We start from the raw sequence: 14,947 nt of genomic DNA on the forward strand, positions 1-14,947 counted from the left end.
ACTCAAGACGCATCGGTTCAACGGCCGAGAGGACCTCGAGCAGACCTTGCTGCGCTATGTGGCCTTGTACAACCAGCAACTGCCGCAGTCAGCGCTGGGCAGCAAGACGCCCATGCAGGCCATGAAGAACTGGTATCAGACTCACCCGCATCTGTTCCATAAGCGGCTATATGATCGTCCGGGATGCGACAAATAGCCAACGAGTTAATGACACAGCCTTGGATGATATTTATAAATAATAATAATCACAAAAATACAGGAGAAATAGATTGGCCAGCAGAGAAAATGATAAAATCACGAGCCACGAGCCACGAGCCACGAGCCACGAGCCACGAGCCACGAGCCACGAGCCACGAGCCACGAGCCACGAGCCACGAGCCACGAGCCACGAGCCACGAGCCACGAGCCACGAGCCACGAGCCACGAGCCACGAGCCACGAGCCACGAGCCACGCAACATGCAGGGCTTGACCTGCTGAGGGCGCTCCTCATCCTGGAGGGCGTTTTCTTTCACACGAGCGAAATCGTCGCGCCGACGCCTGCCAGCTTCTTCAGCAATCCCCATTACAACAGCTATTCGATCGCGCTGACCTTCCGCTTCTTCCATCTTTTCAGGATGGAGCTTTTCTTCCTGATCTCCGGCTTTTTCTCGGCCTTGATCATGGAGCGGAAGGGAACGGAATACTTTCTGGAAAACAGGAGAAGGCGGCTCTTCGAGCCGCTGCTGTGGGGCATTCTGCTGGTGAACGTTCCGCTGTATTTCTTCGTTAAGACAGTCGATCCCAACGCACCAGCCAGCGCATATTTGGTGCTGCATCTGTGGTTTCTGCAGTCCCTGCTCGTCATTAGTATCGTCTATGTTTTCTACATGCCGTTCTTCAGGAGGCTGGAACGATGGTCCGCCGGCCAGCTGATCGTGCTCGCGCTGGTTCTCGGCATCGGGTCGAAAGCCGTCAGCGCGCTCGGGAAGATTCCTGATCTCGCTTTTCTTTCCGGCCTCGCCGCCAGCGTGATGCACCATATCATATTCTTCGCCGTGGGGCATTTGCTATACGCAAAGAAGATTGGGCTCCCAAGAAACAGCAAGAAATGGCTTTTGCTGACGACCCTCGTCTGCACACCGCTGCTGCTCGCCTATCAATATCTGGTCTATAAATACCAAGGCGTTCTTGGCGACCTGCCTTTCGTTTACAAAGCAGCACGGCACACTTCTGAACAGATCGTATTTCTGGCAAACGCCATCTGCATTTCCTTGCTTTTGTTCGACACCGCCAAGAGCATGAACGATTCGCGCATCGAGAAACTCGGCGGAAGCGTTGACTTCGTCATACGGTCGGCGCTGGTGACGTATATCCTCCACTATCCGATCATCGGCCTTGCGAACCACATGCTCTACGACCAGCAGTGGGAAAGCTGGCAGTATTTCCTGATCATTGCGACAGCAGGGCTGGTGGTGCCGATCATGATTTACACGGCGTTCAAGCGGTTCCGCCTTTTCCGACACATGTTTGGAATCAAGGACTCGCCGGAGTCCGGCACATCCGCGCGGGATGCGGACCTGTCCCTGCCCTGCGCGAGGTAGCGGGCGGCACGGCCGGGCGGCGCCTGGGCTCGAACGCCAGCCAATGCTGCGGCATCCCTCCCGCACCAGGCACATATTCCAAGTGCGCCTAGAAACCTGTAGCGCCTCACGCAGCGTTTTCACCTGCGTGCGCTCCCGCCCGTCTGCGCCGGAATGCGCCTGCTCGAACCAGCCAGCGCAGCGCGTTGACGACTTCGCGCAGATCGTGCTCGCACTGTGGTGCGTCAAGATGACGTCACCCGCGGCCCGGATAATCCTGCGGCTCGTGACCTGACACCCGGAGTTCTCCCATGCCGCACCCTGCCGTCCTCACGCCGGCCGCCGACCACGGCGGAGCCGGCGGCGCGCCGTTCTCGGTGCTCGTCGTCGAGGACCAGCCGTCGGTGCGCCAGGCGCTCGTGGCCGAGCTGCACGCGGCCGGCGTGCACGACATCATCGAGGCCGAATCGGGCCTTCCCGCGCTGGAGATCTTCCGCCGCCGCCGGCCCGACATGGTGCTGCTCGACATCCGCCTGCCCGGCCACGACGGCTACTGGGTCGCCCAGCAGATGCGCGAGGCCGAGCCCGGCGACTGGACGCCGATCATCTTCCTCTCGGGCCTCGACAGCGAACTCGACGTCTGGCGCGGCATCGAGTCCGGCGGCGACGACTACCTCGTCAAGCCGGTCAAGCCCATCGTGCTCGTGGCCAAGCTGCGCGCGATGCGCCGCCTGCTCGACATGCGCCGCCGTCTGGTGGTGCTCAGCGACGAACTGCACCGCACCAACCGGCTGCTCAACGACATGGTCGAGGCCGACGCGCTCACCCAGCTGGTCAACCGCCGCGGCTTCGACCGGCTGCTGCACAGCGAGATCCTGGCCGCGCGCCGCGACGCCACGCCGCTGACGCTGATGCTCTGCGACATCGACCACTTCAAGCGCTACAACGACGCGCTCGGCCACGTGCAGGGCGACGCCTGCCTGCGCCAGATCGGCCAGCTGCTGCGCGAGGTCTGCATACGCCCGCACGACGTGGCCTCGCGCTACGGCGGCGAGGAATTCGCGCTGATCCTGCCCAACACGCCGCGCTCGGGCGCCATGACCTTCGCCCGCGCGCTCGGCCGCGTGCTGCAGGGCCGCGCGATCCCGCATCCCGACTCACCGCTGGGCGGCACCATCACCGTCTCCGGCGGCATCACCACCTGCGTCCCCGACGAGGGCACCAGCGCCGAAAGCATGGTCATGCGCGCCGACGAGACGCTCTACGCCGTCAAGGCCCAGGGCCGCAACCGGTTCTTCAGCTTCGAGATGCAGATGGATACCGTGGAGCAGCGGCTGGCTTAGAACGTATTCACGTTCTCAGGCCGAGGGTTCGCCCCCGGAGATCGCCGGGTTCTCGAATCCTCGGTGGTCAGCCGCGCCGCCGCGGATTAGCATGCGCGCAACGCTCCATCGACCTGCCGCCATGAGCCACGCCACGTCCGCACCGATCTTCGTCCGCCCCACCATCGCCGCGCTGTTCGGCACGCGGCTGCCCATCGTCCAGGCGCCCATGGCCGGCGTGCAGGGCGTGGCGCTGGCCGCAGCCGTCAGCCGCGCCGGTGCGCTCGGCTCGCTGCCCGCGGCGGCGCTGACGGCCGACGCCCTGCGCCAGGAACTGGCCGTGCTGCGCGAAGCGGCCGACGGCCATCCATTCAACGTCAACTTCTTCGCTCACACCACGCCGCCGGCCGACGACGCGCAGGAGGCCGCCTGGCGCACCACGCTCGCGCCGTACTACGCCGGGTTCGGCATCGACATCGCCGCCGTGCCCGCCGGTGCCGGCCGCCAGCCGTTCGGCCCCGGGCACCTGCCGCTGCTCGACGCGGTGCGCCCCCCCGTGGTGAGCTTCCACTTCGGTCTGCCCGACGAAACCCTGCTCGCGCCGCTGCACGCCTGGGGCACGAAGATCATCGCCAGCGCCACCACGGTGGAGGAAGCCCTCTGGCTGGAGCGCCGCGGCGTGGACGCCGTGATCGCCCAGGGCCTGGAGGCCGGCGGGCATCGGGGCTGGTTCCTGGGCGAGCGCGACCCGGCCACGCAGATCGGCACCTTCGCGCTGGTGCCGCAGGTGGTGCGCGCGGTCGACGTGCCGGTGATCGCCGCCGGCGGCATCGCCGACGCGGCCGGCGTGGCCGCCGCCTTCGCGCTCGGCGCCGCGGGCGTGCAGGCCGGCACGGCCTACCTGCTGGCCGACGAGGCCACGACCAGCGCCGTCCACCGCGCCGCGCTGCAAAGCGATGCCGCGCGCCAGACAGTGCTGACCACACTCTTCACCGGCGGCACAGCGCGCGGCATCGTCAACCGCGCGATCCGCGAGCTCGGCGCGCTCGACAATGCGGCGCCGCCCTTTCCGCGCGCCACGGCAGGCATCGCGCCGCTGCGTGCGGCGGCAGAAAAGACCGGCAGCGGCGACTTCTCGCCGCTCTGGAGCGGCCAGAACGCAAGCGTGCTGCAGGCCGCCCCGGCGGCCGAGATCACGCGCGCGCTCGCGGCGGGCCTGCCCGCGCCAGGGCCCAATGCCTGGTTCTGATACTCCCAGCCCACTACCGCGCTACCGGGCGTCCACCAAGCGATAGCACGGTATACTCCCGCAACTTGCACAGGCGCTGGCTCAACGCCTCCGGATTTCGCCCGGCCCTTTGCCCGTCCAGCGTTTCAGCGCCCGGCGAAAGTTGGCCGTGTCGCTGAAGCCGACCAGCATGGCAACGTCTTCGGTGCTCATCTGCGTCGTCTTCAGATACTCGCTCGCCAGGGAGCAGCGCACGTCATCGACGATGGCCAGAAATGACGTGCCCTCCGCATCGAGCCGCCGCCGAAGCGTCCGGCCGGTCATTTTCAGAACCGCGGCAACGGTTTCCATATCCGGAAATTCGCCGGGCTTGCGCATCAGCACCTGGTAGACCTCGCCGGATGCGCCGGACGACGTCTTGGTTTGCCCGATCAGCCGATCGCACGTTGCCTGCAACAGCGCGGCCGAATGCCGGTGGGCCAGTTGCGGCCTGAACCCGAGGATGGCGCTGTCGTAAATGAGTTCGCACTGCTCCGCGTCGAACTCGCAGGGGCAACCCAGGTACTCCGGGTAAATGGCCGCGTGCGGCGGAGCCGGATAGGCAAAGCGCGCCTGGATAGGCGGGCAGTTCCGGCCCGCGACGTCCTGCAGATGCGTGACGTGCTGCGTGTATTGCTGTTCGAGCAGAAACTGCCGTACGTCATGCGGCAGGTTGGTCGCCAAGGCATCCGGAAATGTCCAGACGGACCTGTCCGGGTATTCGGCCCATTCGATCATGAGCGTCGGTGTTGCCAGACGGTGGTATTTCACCCCGAGCCGGAAGTAATCGCGCAGCGAAAGGCACGACATCAGCGCGTATCCATACATGCCATACGCGGCGAGATGAAGCCGGGAACCCGTCTTGAAAGGCGTGGCGGGGTCGGCCGACAGGGCGACCGCATTGCCGCACACCGCAGCGTACTGGCGAACCGACGTCAACACCGACACATCGGATATCTGGCCGGGCGTGATGCCACTTCCCGCCAGGCTGTCTTCCGGGGCAATGCCCTGTTCCGCGAGTACTTCGACCAGGGCCGCGATTTTGTACGGCGCGTAGATGCGCTCGTTCGGCAGCGGATATTTGACAGACACCACGACGCTCCGGCATGTCCTTTGGGGACATCACATTGTCCGAAATTGACCTTACGCGGGGCACCCTATCTCACTACCATCCGCACCACAAGAGAGGCGGCGGCTCGTGGTTGAGCGCCCCTCGGCAGACCGGAGACACGCATGAGCAATACCCGCCGCAAAGTCATCATCACCTGTGCCGTGACCGGATCCGCGCACGTCCCGTCGATGTCGGAATACCTGCCGATCACCCCCGGGGACATCAGGGACCAGGCCATCGAGGCCGCGCAAGCCGGCGCCGCCATCCTGCACCTGCACGCGCGCCATCCCGAAGACGGCCGCCCGACGCCCTCCCCCGACGTTTTCAGGCAGTTCGTCCCAGCCATCGCGGAACGGACCGACGCGGTCATCAACATCTCGACGGGCGGCAGTACGCGCATGACGCTCGATGAACGGCTGGCGTACGCACGCGCCGCGAAGCCCGAGATGTGCTCGCTCAACATGGGATCGATGAATTTCTCGCTGCACCCCGCCGCGGCCCGGATACAGGCGTGGCGGTTCGATTGGGAAAAGGCGTATCTCGAAGGCATGGAAGACATGATCTTCCGCAACACCTTTCGCGACATCAGGAACATCCTGACCGAATTCCGCGACTACGGCACGCGGTTCGAATTCGAGTGCTATGACGTCGGGCACCTGTACAGCCTGGCTTATTTCGTCGATCGGGGGCTCATCAAGCCGCCGTTCTTCATCCAGTCGGTCATCGGCATCCTCGGTGGCATCGGCGCCGACCCGGAAAATCTCCAGGTCATGCGCGCGACGGCGGACCGCCTGTTCGGCCGCGACAACTACCACTTTTCGGTACTCGGCGCCGGCCGGCACCAGATGCCGCTGGTGACCATGGGCGCGATCCTGGGCGGCAATGTCCGCGTCGGCCTGGAAGACAGCGTCTATCTGTCCAGAGGCGTGAAGGCCAGGACGAATGCCGAACAGGTCCGCAAGATCCGCCGGATTCTCGAAGAACTGTCATTCGAGATCGCAACGCCGGACGACGCGCGCCGCATGCTCGGGCTGAAGGGCCGGGACAAGGTTTCGCTGTAAGCGGCGGCTGCCCCGCCCTGCGAAACCTGCCGCCGCCGACACAGGCCGACTTCCCGCGCCGGACACAGAACCACAACAGCAGGCCAACTTCTGGAGACACCATGCGTACCGCTACCGTCCAAGAAACCCTGGAATCCGTCCATCGCATTGCGACCCGCAAGGCCATGGCCAAGCTGATTCCCTTGATGTGCATCATCTATTTCCTGTCGTTTATCGACCGCACGAACGTCGCGCTCGCCAAGGCCGCGCTCGCGGCCGACCTGGGCATCAGCGCCGCCGCGTATGGCCTGGGGGCCGGCATTTTCTTCATCGGCTATGCGTTGCTCGAAGTGCCGAGCAATCTGGCGGCCCATCGGTTCGGGCCGCGCAGATGGATATCGCGCATCGCAGTCACCTGGGGCGCGCTGTCCACGGCCATGATGTTCGTGCAGGGCGAGTGGTCGTTCTACGCCCTGCGCGTGCTCCTCGGCGTTGCCGAGGCCGGACTTTTCCCGGCGCTGATGTACATGGTGACGCTGTGGTTCGCGCCGAAGGACCGGGCGGTCGCCGTCGGCTGGATCTACACCGCGCCGTCGATCGCCCTCATCCTCGGCAACCCGCTCGGCGCGTCGCTGATGCAGCTGGACGGTCTCGGCGGACTGCACGGCTGGCAATGGATGTTCATGTTGGAAGGCATGCCGACCATCGTCGCGGGCATCGTCCTGTACTTCAAGCTGCCGGACCGGCCGGCCGCGGTCCCATGGCTGACGCCCGAGGAGGCGCACTCGCTGGAAGCGCACGCCGTCATCGACACCCACGGGCATGCCGGGCTCTTCTCGACGGACTGGTTCGCCGCCATCAAACGGCCGACCACCCTGCTCATCGGCCTGATTTACTTCCTGAACCAGGTAGCGTTCGTCGGCCTGTACTTTTTCACCCCGTCCATCGTCTCCCCGATGCACATCCAGTCGCCGCTGCTCGTGGGCATGCTGTCGAGCAGTGTCGGGTTCGGCTTCCTGTCGGGGGTGCTCATCCTTCCCCGCATTCACCGTCGCGTGGACAACGACTGCGCCTTTCTCGGCGTCCTGACGGCGGGCTTGGTCCTCAGCGGCTATGCGTTCATCGCGGCCGGAGGCAGCCAAGCCATTCAGATCGCCCTGCTCTGCGTGACCGGCTTCTTTGCGGGCGGCATCCTGCCTTCCTACTGGGCGGTCGCCATGAAACGGCTCCAGGGCATCCAGGCCGCCGCCGGTCTGGCGTTCATCAACACGGTCGGGCTGCTGGGCGGCTTCGTCGGTCCCTATCTTTTCGGAATGGCGGAGACTTGGAGCGGCCGGAGCGATGCCGGTTTCAACGTCATCGTCGGGGCCTCGATCATCGGCCTGCTTCTCGTGCCCTTGCTCGCCAGAACCATTCGCGCCGCGGACCGGCCTGCCGCAGCAGGCCCCGCATCTGTCATAAAGGTCTGAATCCATGAGACTGCAGGATCGGATAGCCATCGTCACGGGAGCCGGCCAAGGCATCGGCGCGGCGACCGCCTTGAAATTCGCGCGCGAAGGCGCTGTGGTCGCCGTGTGTGACAGGAATCCGGATACCGTGGCGGCCGTCGTCGGCGCCTGCGAGGCAGCCGGAGGCAAGGCCGTCGGGTTTGAACTCGACGTCTGCGACCGCGGAGCCATCGACGGCGTCGTCGGCAAACTGCTGAGGCAGTTCGACCGGATCGACGTACTCGTCAACAATGCGGGCATCACGCGCGACGCACGCCTGCAGAAAATGACGCTTGCGCAGTTCGACGCCGTCATCGACGTGAACCTGCGCGGAGTCTTTCACATGTCCCAGGCGGTCGTGGACTCCATGGTCCAGCGCGCCCGCGGCGTCATTCTGAATGCGAGTTCGGTGGTCGGTATCTACGGCAATTACGGCCAGACAAATTATGCCGCGGCAAAATTCGGCGTCATCGGCTTCACCAAGACCTGGAGCCGCGAACTCGGCCCGAAAGGCATCCGCGTCAATGCCGTGGCGCCGGGCTTCATCGAAACTCCCATCCTCTCCACCGTACCGGAAGAGGTGCTGCACAGGATGCGCGATCAGGTGCCGCTGCGCCGCATCGGGAAACCGGAGGAAATCGCCAATATCTATGCCTTTCTGGCCAGCGACGAGGCGAGCTATATCAACGGCGCCGTCATCGAAGCATCGGGCGGTATGACTTTATAGGAAAGATGAGATGGCCATTCTTGAGCTGCTCAAGCCGCAGGCCGGCCTGCGGGTATTGGTTTCCGGCGGCGCCGCCGGTATCGGTGCGGCCATCGCGGACGCATTCCTGCAGGTCGACGCCGAGGTCTATATCTGCGACGTCGATCCGTCGGCCGTCGACGAAGCGAAGCGCCGCCACCCCCCGCTGCATGCGCGCATCGCCGACGTCAGCCAGCGCGAGCAGGTCGACGCCGTCGTCGATGACGCGTATGCCAGGCTCGGCGGGCTGGATGTGCTCGTCAACAATGCCGGCATTGCCGGGCCGACGGGCGGGGTCGAGGCCATCGAGCCGGATGCGTGGGAGCGCACCATCTCGACCAATCTCCATAGCCAATACTATTTCCTGCGCAAGGCGGTTCCCGTGCTGAAGGACACTTCCGCCAGCCCCGCGATCATCGCCATGTCGTCGGTCGCGGGCCGGCTCGGCTACGCCTTTCGGACCCCGTATGCGTCGACCAAATGGGCGATCGTCGGCCTCGTGAAATCGCTCGCCATCGAACTCGGCCCGAGCAATATCCGCGTCAATGCCATTCTGCCGGGTGTCGTGCAAGGCGAGCGCATGGATCGCGTGATCGCCGCCCGCGCCGAATCGACCGGCGTGACGTTCGAGGCGATGAAAGAAGATTATCTTCACAAGATTTCGCTGCGCCGGATGGTGACTGTCGAAGACATCGCCGCGCTGGCGCTCTTCCTGAGCTCCCCGGCCGGCCGGAACATTTCCGGGCAAGCCATCAGTGTGGATGGCAACGTGGAGTATCTCTGAAGCAGCAGCGCCTCGAGGGCCGGACCCTGCGCGGCGCCCTACAATGGGTGCAGGGTGCGCGGCATGTCGCCGCAGCAGGAACCAGCGCAGGTCGGGCCGCCGCGCGGTGGCCTCGCAACCATGTCCTTTGCGTCCGCATCCGGCGCGCGCCTCGCGCGCATCCTCCATGACGAATCCGCCGCCGGCCTCGCGCTGCTGGCCGCCGCCGCGCTGGCACTGCTCTGGGCCAACTCGCCCTGGGCCGCCGGCTACCGCGCGCTCTGGCACACGCCGCTGCCGGCGAGCGGGATCGACCTACACTTCGGCGTCAACGACGGGCTGATGGCCGTCTTCTTCCTCGCCGCCGGGCTGGAGATCCGCCGCGAGATCGAAGGCGGCGCGCTGTCCAGCCTGCGGCGCGCGGCGCTGCCGCTGGCCGCGGCGGCTGGCGGCGTGGTGACGCCGGCGCTGGTCTACCTGGCCTGCGCGCCCGCGCTGCCGCGTGGCTGGGCGGTGCCGACGGCCACCGACATCGCCTTCGCCGTTGGCGTGCTGGCACTGCTGGGCCGGCGGGTGCCGGCCGGGCTGCGCATCCTGCTGCTGGCGCTGGCGGTGATCGACGACATCGCGGCGGTGCTGGTCATCGTCCTCTTCTATGCCGGCGGCTTCGATCCGGCGGGCCTGGCGCTGGCCGCACTCGGCGTGGCGATGGCGCTCGGCCTCCAGCGCCTGGGCGCCGGCACGGCCTGGGCCTCCGTGCTGCCCGCTGCGGTGCTGTGGGCGGGGCTGCACCGGGCCGGCATCCATCCGGGCCTGGCCGGCGTGGCGCTCGGCCTGCTCACGCCCGCCGCGCCGGCCGCGCGCATCCAGCGCGCCTTGCAGCCGTGGGTGGCCTGGGGCGTGATGCCGCTCTTCGCGCTGGCCAACGCGGGCGTGGCGGTCGGCAGCGGCACGCACGGCGGCGGCGTGCTGGCGGCGGTGATGCTGGCGCTGGCGCTGGGCAAGCCGATCGGCGTGTTCTTCGCGACCTGGCTGGCGGTGCGCTTCGGCGGCTGCCGGCTGCCAGCCGGCGTCGGCTGGCGCGGCGTCGCGCTGGTCGGGCTGCTGGCGGGCATCGGCTTCACCATGGCGATCTTCATCGCCGCACTGGCCTTTGCCGACCCGGCGCTGCAGGCTGCGGCGAAGCTCGGCGTGCTGCTGGGCTCGCTGGTGTCGGCGCTGCTGGGCCTGGCCTGGGGCGCCCTGGCGCTGCGGCGCCTGGGCTGATCAGGCCGCGTCGGGCTGCGCCTGCGGATGCGCGGCCCGGAAGGCCGGCAGCGCGGCGCAGGCGGCGTCGATGGCGGCCAGCGTCGGATAGCGCGACTCGATCTCCACGCCGAAGCGCCGCGCATTGAAGATCTGCGGCACCAGGCACAGGTCGGCCAGCGTGGGCGTGTCGCCCCAGCTGAAGCGCCCGCGCGTGGGCGCATTGCGCAGCGTGGCCTCCAGCGCGTCGAAGCCGACGCCGACCCAGTGGCGGATCCAGGCGAGCCGGGCCTCCTCGGGCTGGCCCAGCGTGCCGGTCAGGTAGGCCAGCACGCGCAGGTTGTTGACCGGGTGGATCTCGCAGGCCACGTCGAGCGCCAGCGCGCGCACCTGGGCGCGGCCGACCGGGTCGGCCGGCAGCAGCGCGGGCTGCGGATGCACCTCGTCGAGGTATTCGACGATGGCCAGCGACTGGCGCAGCACCGCGCCGCGGCCGTCCTGGTAGACCGGCACCAGTTCGTGCGGGTTGAGCGCGGCGAAGGCCGGCAGGTGCTGTTCGCCACCGCCGCGCAGCAGGTGCACTGGCACGGCCTCGTATGGCAGGCCCTTGAGGTGGAGCGCGATCCGCACCCGGTATGCGGCCGAACTGCGGAAGTAGGTGTGCAGCCGCGCGGTCATGGCGCGGGCGCTGGCAGGACCGTGCCTTCGCAGACACCGAAGCCGATGCGGCGGAAGCCTTCGCGCACGCCGTAGGCGCGCAGCTGGATGCTGTCGCTGTCCTGCAGGAAGACGCGCTTCTCGCCGTTGGCCAGCACCAGCGGCTGGCGGCCGCCGTGGCTGAGTTCGAGCAGCGAGCCGCCCTGCCCTTCCCCCGGGCCCGACAGCGTGCCCGAGCCGAACAGGTCGCCCGGCTGCAGGTTGCAGCCGCCGATGGTGTGGTGCGACACCAGCTGGCCGATGGTCCAGTACGCATGGCGCGAGCCGGCCCGGGCCAGCTGCTCGTGCGGCTGGCCGGCGGCGCGCATCTGCGCGGTCTGGATCCAGACTTCGAGTTGCAGGTCGAGCCCGCCGCGGGCGCGCGTCTCGGCGCTGTCGAGGTAGGCCAGCGGCTGCGGGTCGCCCTCGGGGCGGGTGAAGGGAATGCGGAACGGTTCCAGCGCTTCCAGCGTGACGACCCAGGGCGCCAGCGTGGAGGCGAAGTTCTTCGACAGGAAAGGTCCGAGCGGCTGGTATTCCCACGCCTGGACGTCGCGCGCGGACCAGTCGTTGAACAGGCCGATGCCGAAGAGGTGGTCTTCCGCCTCGGCGATCGGCACCGGCGCACCCTGCGCGTTGCCGGGGCCGACGAAGATGCCGAGTTCCAGCTCGTAATCGAGCCGCTGCGACGGGCGCAGCTGCGGCGCGGCGTCGTCCGGGCCCTTGCCCTGGCCCAGCGGGCGGCGCAAGGCGGTGCCGCTGGCCACGATGGACGAGGCGCGGCCGTGGTAACCGATGGGCACCCATTTGTAGTTGGGCAGCAGCGGGCTGTCGGGGCGGAACAGCCTGCCGACGGCCGTGGCGTGGTGGATGCCGATGTAGAAGTCGGTGTAGTCGCCGATGCGCGCGGGCAGGCCGTGTTCGGCCCCGGCCTGCGGCACCAGCGCGGCCTGCCACTGCGCCCGGTCGGCGGCGCCTTCGCGCAGGCCCTGCGACAGCGCCTGGCGCAGCGCGACGCGGGCGGCGCGGCCGCGGCCCATCAGGGCGTTGAGCGTGCCGACCTCGGTGCCGGCCAGGGCGTCGGCCGCGTCCCGCGGCAGCAGGCCCGCGTCGCGCAGGGTCAGCAGGTCGACGACCTGGTCGCCGATGGCCGCGCCCGGGCGCCAGGCTTCATCGCTGCCTGCGCGGCGGAAGATGGCCAGCGGCAGGTTCTGGACGGGGAAGTCGGTACCGGCCGCGTTGGCCGAGGCGACCCAGCTCTGCAGGCTGGCGTCGTGGGTGGCGTCGATGCGATCGGTCATGAAGATGGTCCTGTGGACTGAAAGAAGATCAATCGGTGGTCATGTGGGCCGCGCGGGCGACGGCGCCCAGGCGGTCGTATTCGCGGCGGGTCAGCGCGTCGAGCCCGGCCGCACTGGAGCTGCGCGGCGTGAAGCCGGCGGCGACGAGCTTGTCCCGGACGGCCGGATCGTCCAGCGCCGCCACGAGCGCCGTGTTGAGCCGCTGCACCTCGTGGGCCGGCAGCCCGGCCGGGCCGTAGACGCCGAACCACGGCTCGACCGCATAGCCGGGCAGCCCGGCCTCGGCGATGGTCGGCACGCCGGGCAGCGCGGGCGAGCGCTGGGCGCCGGCCACGGCCAGCGCGCGCAGTTTGCCGGCCTGGATGTGCGGCAGCGATGCCGGCAGGTTGTCGAAGGCCACGTTCACCTGGCCGCCGAGCAGGTCGTTGAGGAGCGGCGCGCTGCCCTTGTAGGCCACGTGCGTCCACTCGCTCTTGCTGAGCTGGGCGAACAGCACGCCGGCCAGGTGCATGGAGGTGCCGGCGCCCGCGGTCGCATAGGCCTGGCCCGGCTGCCTGCGGCCCCAGGCGATCAGCTCGGCGATGGTCTTCACCGGCAGCGCGGGGTGGACCTCCAGCACGATGGTGGAGTTGCCGAGCAGGCCGATGGCGGTGAAGTCCTTGCGCGGATCGAACGCGATGGCGCGGTAGATGTGCGGGTTGAGCGCATTGGTCGAGATGGCGCCCATGCCCACGGTCAGGCCGTCCGGCGCGGCCTTGGCGACCGCGTCCATGCCGATGTTGCCACCCGCGCCGCCGCGGTTGTCGATGATGACCGGCTGGCCCAGCGTCTGCGCCATGTGGACGCCCACGGTGCGCGCGACCAGGTCGGTGGTGCCGCCGGCGGCATACGGCACGATGAAGCGAATGGGCTTGGCGGCCGAGGACTGGGCCAGCACGGCTGCCGGGCCGGCCAGGGCCATGGCGGCGGTGCCCAGCACCCAGGTCCGGCGCGAAACGGTCGTTGCGGTCATCGTGGGGTGTCTCCTGTGCAATCTCTCTCAGCGGTGGCCCGGGAAGCGGTCCTGCAAGCCCTGCCAGCAATCGGTGTAGTCGCCGTCGATGGTGCCGCCCTCGGCCCTGCCGCGCAATGCGAAGGCCGTGGGCACGAAGCGGTAGCGGCTCTCGAACATGAAAGCCAGCGTGCCGTCGAGCTTGTGGGGCTTCAGGTCGCCGCTGGTCGCGCGCTCGAAGCTGTCCTCGTCCGGGCCGTGCGGCACCATGCAGTTGTGCAGGCTGGCGCCGCCGGGCTTGAAGCCTTCGGGCTTGGCGTCGTACTGGCCGTAGACCAGGCCCATGAACTCGCTCATGAGGTTGCGGTGGTACCACGGCGGGCGGAAGGTGTCCTCCATCACCAGCCAGCGCGGCGGGAAGATCACGAAGTCGCAGTTGGCCGTGCCCGGCGTGTCGCTCGGCGAGGTCAGCACGGTGAAGATCGACGGGTCCGGATGGTCGAAGCTGATCGAGCCGATGGTCATGAAGGTGGCCGTGTCGTACTTGCAGGCCGTGAGGTTACCGTGCCAGGCCACGACGTTGAACGGCGTGTGCGTCTGGCTGGCGCGCCAGAGCCGGCCGCCGAACTTCCTGACGATCTCGTAGCGGCCTTCGCCGTCCTCGGCAAAGGCCACCGGCGCGAGGAAGTCACGCGGATTGGCCAGGCCGTTGGAGCCGATCGGGCCCAGCTCGGGCAGGCGGAAGGCGGCGCCGTAGTTCTCGCAGACGTAGCCGCGCGAGGCGCCGTCGGGCAAGCCGACCTTGAAGGCCGTGCCGCGCGGGACCAGCGCGATCTCGCCGGGCTTCACGTCGAGCACGCCGAACTCGGTGGTCAGCACCAGGCGGCCCTGCTGGGGCACGAGCAGCAGTTCGCCATCGGCATCGACCAGCGCGCGGCGCTCCATCGACCGGTTGGCCAGGTAGACCAGCGCGCCCATGCCGGTCTGCGACTCGGCATCGCCGTTGGCGGCGACGGTGTGCAGGCCGTCGACGAAGTCGGCCGGGGTGTCGGGAATCGGGAAAGGGCTCCAGCGCAGCGGGTCGGGCGGCATGATCGCGCCGCCGGCGGCGCCGGTCGTCCAGCCCGCGTGGGCATAGGGCGCGTAGCGGCCGGTCACCACCGACGGCTGGCGGCGGTAGAGCCAGCTGCGGCGGTTCTTGTGGCGCGGCGCGGTGAAGGCGCTGCCCGAGACCAGTTCCGGGTACAGCGCCAGCGGCGCGCGCTGCGGGCTGTTGCGGCCCCGCGGCAGCGCGCCCGGCACCGACTCGGTGGCGAACTGGTTGCCGAAGCCGCTCTGGTAGGCGCGCGTCCCGGCGGCGGCGGTGGTGGGTGCATCGGTCATCTGCATTTCCTTCCTGGGTTGTCGTTCGGGCCGGCG

At 68.0% G+C, this 14,947-nt stretch carries 13 protein-coding genes and 1 pseudogene; 9 read left to right on the plus strand and 5 right to left on the minus strand.

The annotated features are described in order from the left end of the window. The 4 genes and pseudogenes from GAK38_RS15240 to GAK38_RS15255 all read left to right on the plus strand — a co-directional run. A pseudogene (locus tag GAK38_RS15240) lies at positions 1–196 on the plus strand (IS481 family transposase); the annotation flags it as partial. A gap of 89 nt (positions 197–285) precedes the next feature. Then, positions 286–1,581, plus strand: a complete 1,296-nt coding sequence (locus tag GAK38_RS15245) for an acyltransferase family protein (protein ID WP_325345550.1) — start codon at positions 286–288, stop codon at positions 1,579–1,581. Positions 1,582–1,871: 290 nt separating this feature from the next. After that, entirely contained in the window at positions 1,872–2,903 is a 1,032-nt protein-coding gene (locus tag GAK38_RS15250; RefSeq protein WP_325345552.1) for a diguanylate cyclase domain-containing protein, read from the plus strand. A gap of 121 nt (positions 2,904–3,024) precedes the next feature. Beyond that, positions 3,025–4,131 (plus strand): NAD(P)H-dependent flavin oxidoreductase, encoded by a 1,107-nt coding sequence (locus tag GAK38_RS15255; RefSeq protein WP_325345554.1) that lies wholly within the window; start codon positions 3,025–3,027, stop codon positions 4,129–4,131. Positions 4,132–4,212: 81 nt separating this feature from the next. On the opposite strand, the gene GAK38_RS15260 is transcribed toward GAK38_RS15255, so the two are convergent. Next, on the minus strand, positions 4,213–5,241 hold the full coding sequence (locus GAK38_RS15260; RefSeq protein ID WP_325345555.1) for an AraC family transcriptional regulator: 1,029 nt from the start codon (positions 5,239–5,241) through the stop codon (positions 4,213–4,215). 141 nt (positions 5,242–5,382) lie between these two features. On the opposite strand from GAK38_RS15260, the gene GAK38_RS15265 reads away from it, so the two are divergent. The 5 genes from GAK38_RS15265 to nhaA all read left to right on the plus strand — a co-directional run bounded on the left by GAK38_RS15265 (position 5,383) and on the right by nhaA (position 10,561). Next, complete coding sequence (locus tag GAK38_RS15265; RefSeq protein WP_325345557.1) at positions 5,383–6,321, plus strand: 3-keto-5-aminohexanoate cleavage protein; 939 nt, start codon at positions 5,383–5,385, stop codon at positions 6,319–6,321. A 101-nt stretch (positions 6,322–6,422) separates the two neighbouring features. After that, the gene (locus GAK38_RS15270; RefSeq protein ID WP_325345558.1) at positions 6,423–7,769 is read left to right on the plus strand and encodes an MFS transporter; all 1,347 of its coding nucleotides are present in this window, start codon (positions 6,423–6,425) and stop codon (positions 7,767–7,769) included. Positions 7,770–7,773: 4 nt separating this feature from the next. Continuing rightward, on the plus strand, positions 7,774–8,514 hold the full coding sequence (locus tag GAK38_RS15275) for a beta-ketoacyl-ACP reductase (protein WP_325345560.1): 741 nt from the start codon (positions 7,774–7,776) through the stop codon (positions 8,512–8,514). Between the two features lie 10 nt (positions 8,515–8,524). Next, positions 8,525–9,316 carry an SDR family oxidoreductase gene (locus GAK38_RS15280; protein ID WP_325345562.1) on the plus strand — a complete coding sequence of 264 codons (792 nt, stop codon included), beginning with the start codon at positions 8,525–8,527 and terminating at the stop codon, positions 9,314–9,316. Positions 9,317–9,436: 120 nt separating this feature from the next. Beyond that, a complete protein-coding gene (gene nhaA, locus GAK38_RS15285; protein WP_325345564.1) occupies positions 9,437–10,561 on the plus strand; it encodes a Na+/H+ antiporter NhaA in 1,125 nt (374 codons plus the stop codon). Here nhaA and maiA read toward each other — a convergent pair whose 3' ends face one another. Genes maiA through hmgA form a run of 4 tightly spaced genes read right to left on the minus strand, consistent with a single transcriptional unit; the run spans position 10,562 to position 14,911 of the window. Next, the gene (gene maiA, locus GAK38_RS15290; protein ID WP_325345566.1) at positions 10,562–11,218 is read right to left on the minus strand and encodes a maleylacetoacetate isomerase; all 657 of its coding nucleotides are present in this window, start codon (positions 11,216–11,218) and stop codon (positions 10,562–10,564) included. It lies immediately after the preceding gene. Then, the gene (gene fahA / locus GAK38_RS15295; RefSeq protein WP_325345568.1) at positions 11,215–12,537 is read right to left on the minus strand and encodes a fumarylacetoacetase; all 1,323 of its coding nucleotides are present in this window, start codon (positions 12,535–12,537) and stop codon (positions 11,215–11,217) included. The genes maiA and fahA overlap by 4 nt, the downstream gene beginning before the upstream one ends. 28 nt (positions 12,538–12,565) lie before the next feature. Further along, positions 12,566–13,549 carry a Bug family tripartite tricarboxylate transporter substrate binding protein gene (locus GAK38_RS15300; RefSeq protein ID WP_443089227.1) on the minus strand — a complete coding sequence of 328 codons (984 nt, stop codon included), beginning with the start codon at positions 13,547–13,549 and terminating at the stop codon, positions 12,566–12,568. Positions 13,550–13,576: 27 nt separating this feature from the next. Beyond that, positions 13,577–14,911 (minus strand): homogentisate 1,2-dioxygenase, encoded by a 1,335-nt coding sequence (hmgA, locus tag GAK38_RS15305; protein WP_325345570.1) that lies wholly within the window; start codon positions 14,909–14,911, stop codon positions 13,577–13,579. Between the last annotated feature and the right edge of the window lie 36 nt (positions 14,912–14,947).

This window comes from Xylophilus sp., assembly GCA_009914555.1.
In the GTDB taxonomy this organism is placed as follows: Bacteria; Pseudomonadota; Gammaproteobacteria; order Burkholderiales; family Burkholderiaceae_C; genus WNDY01.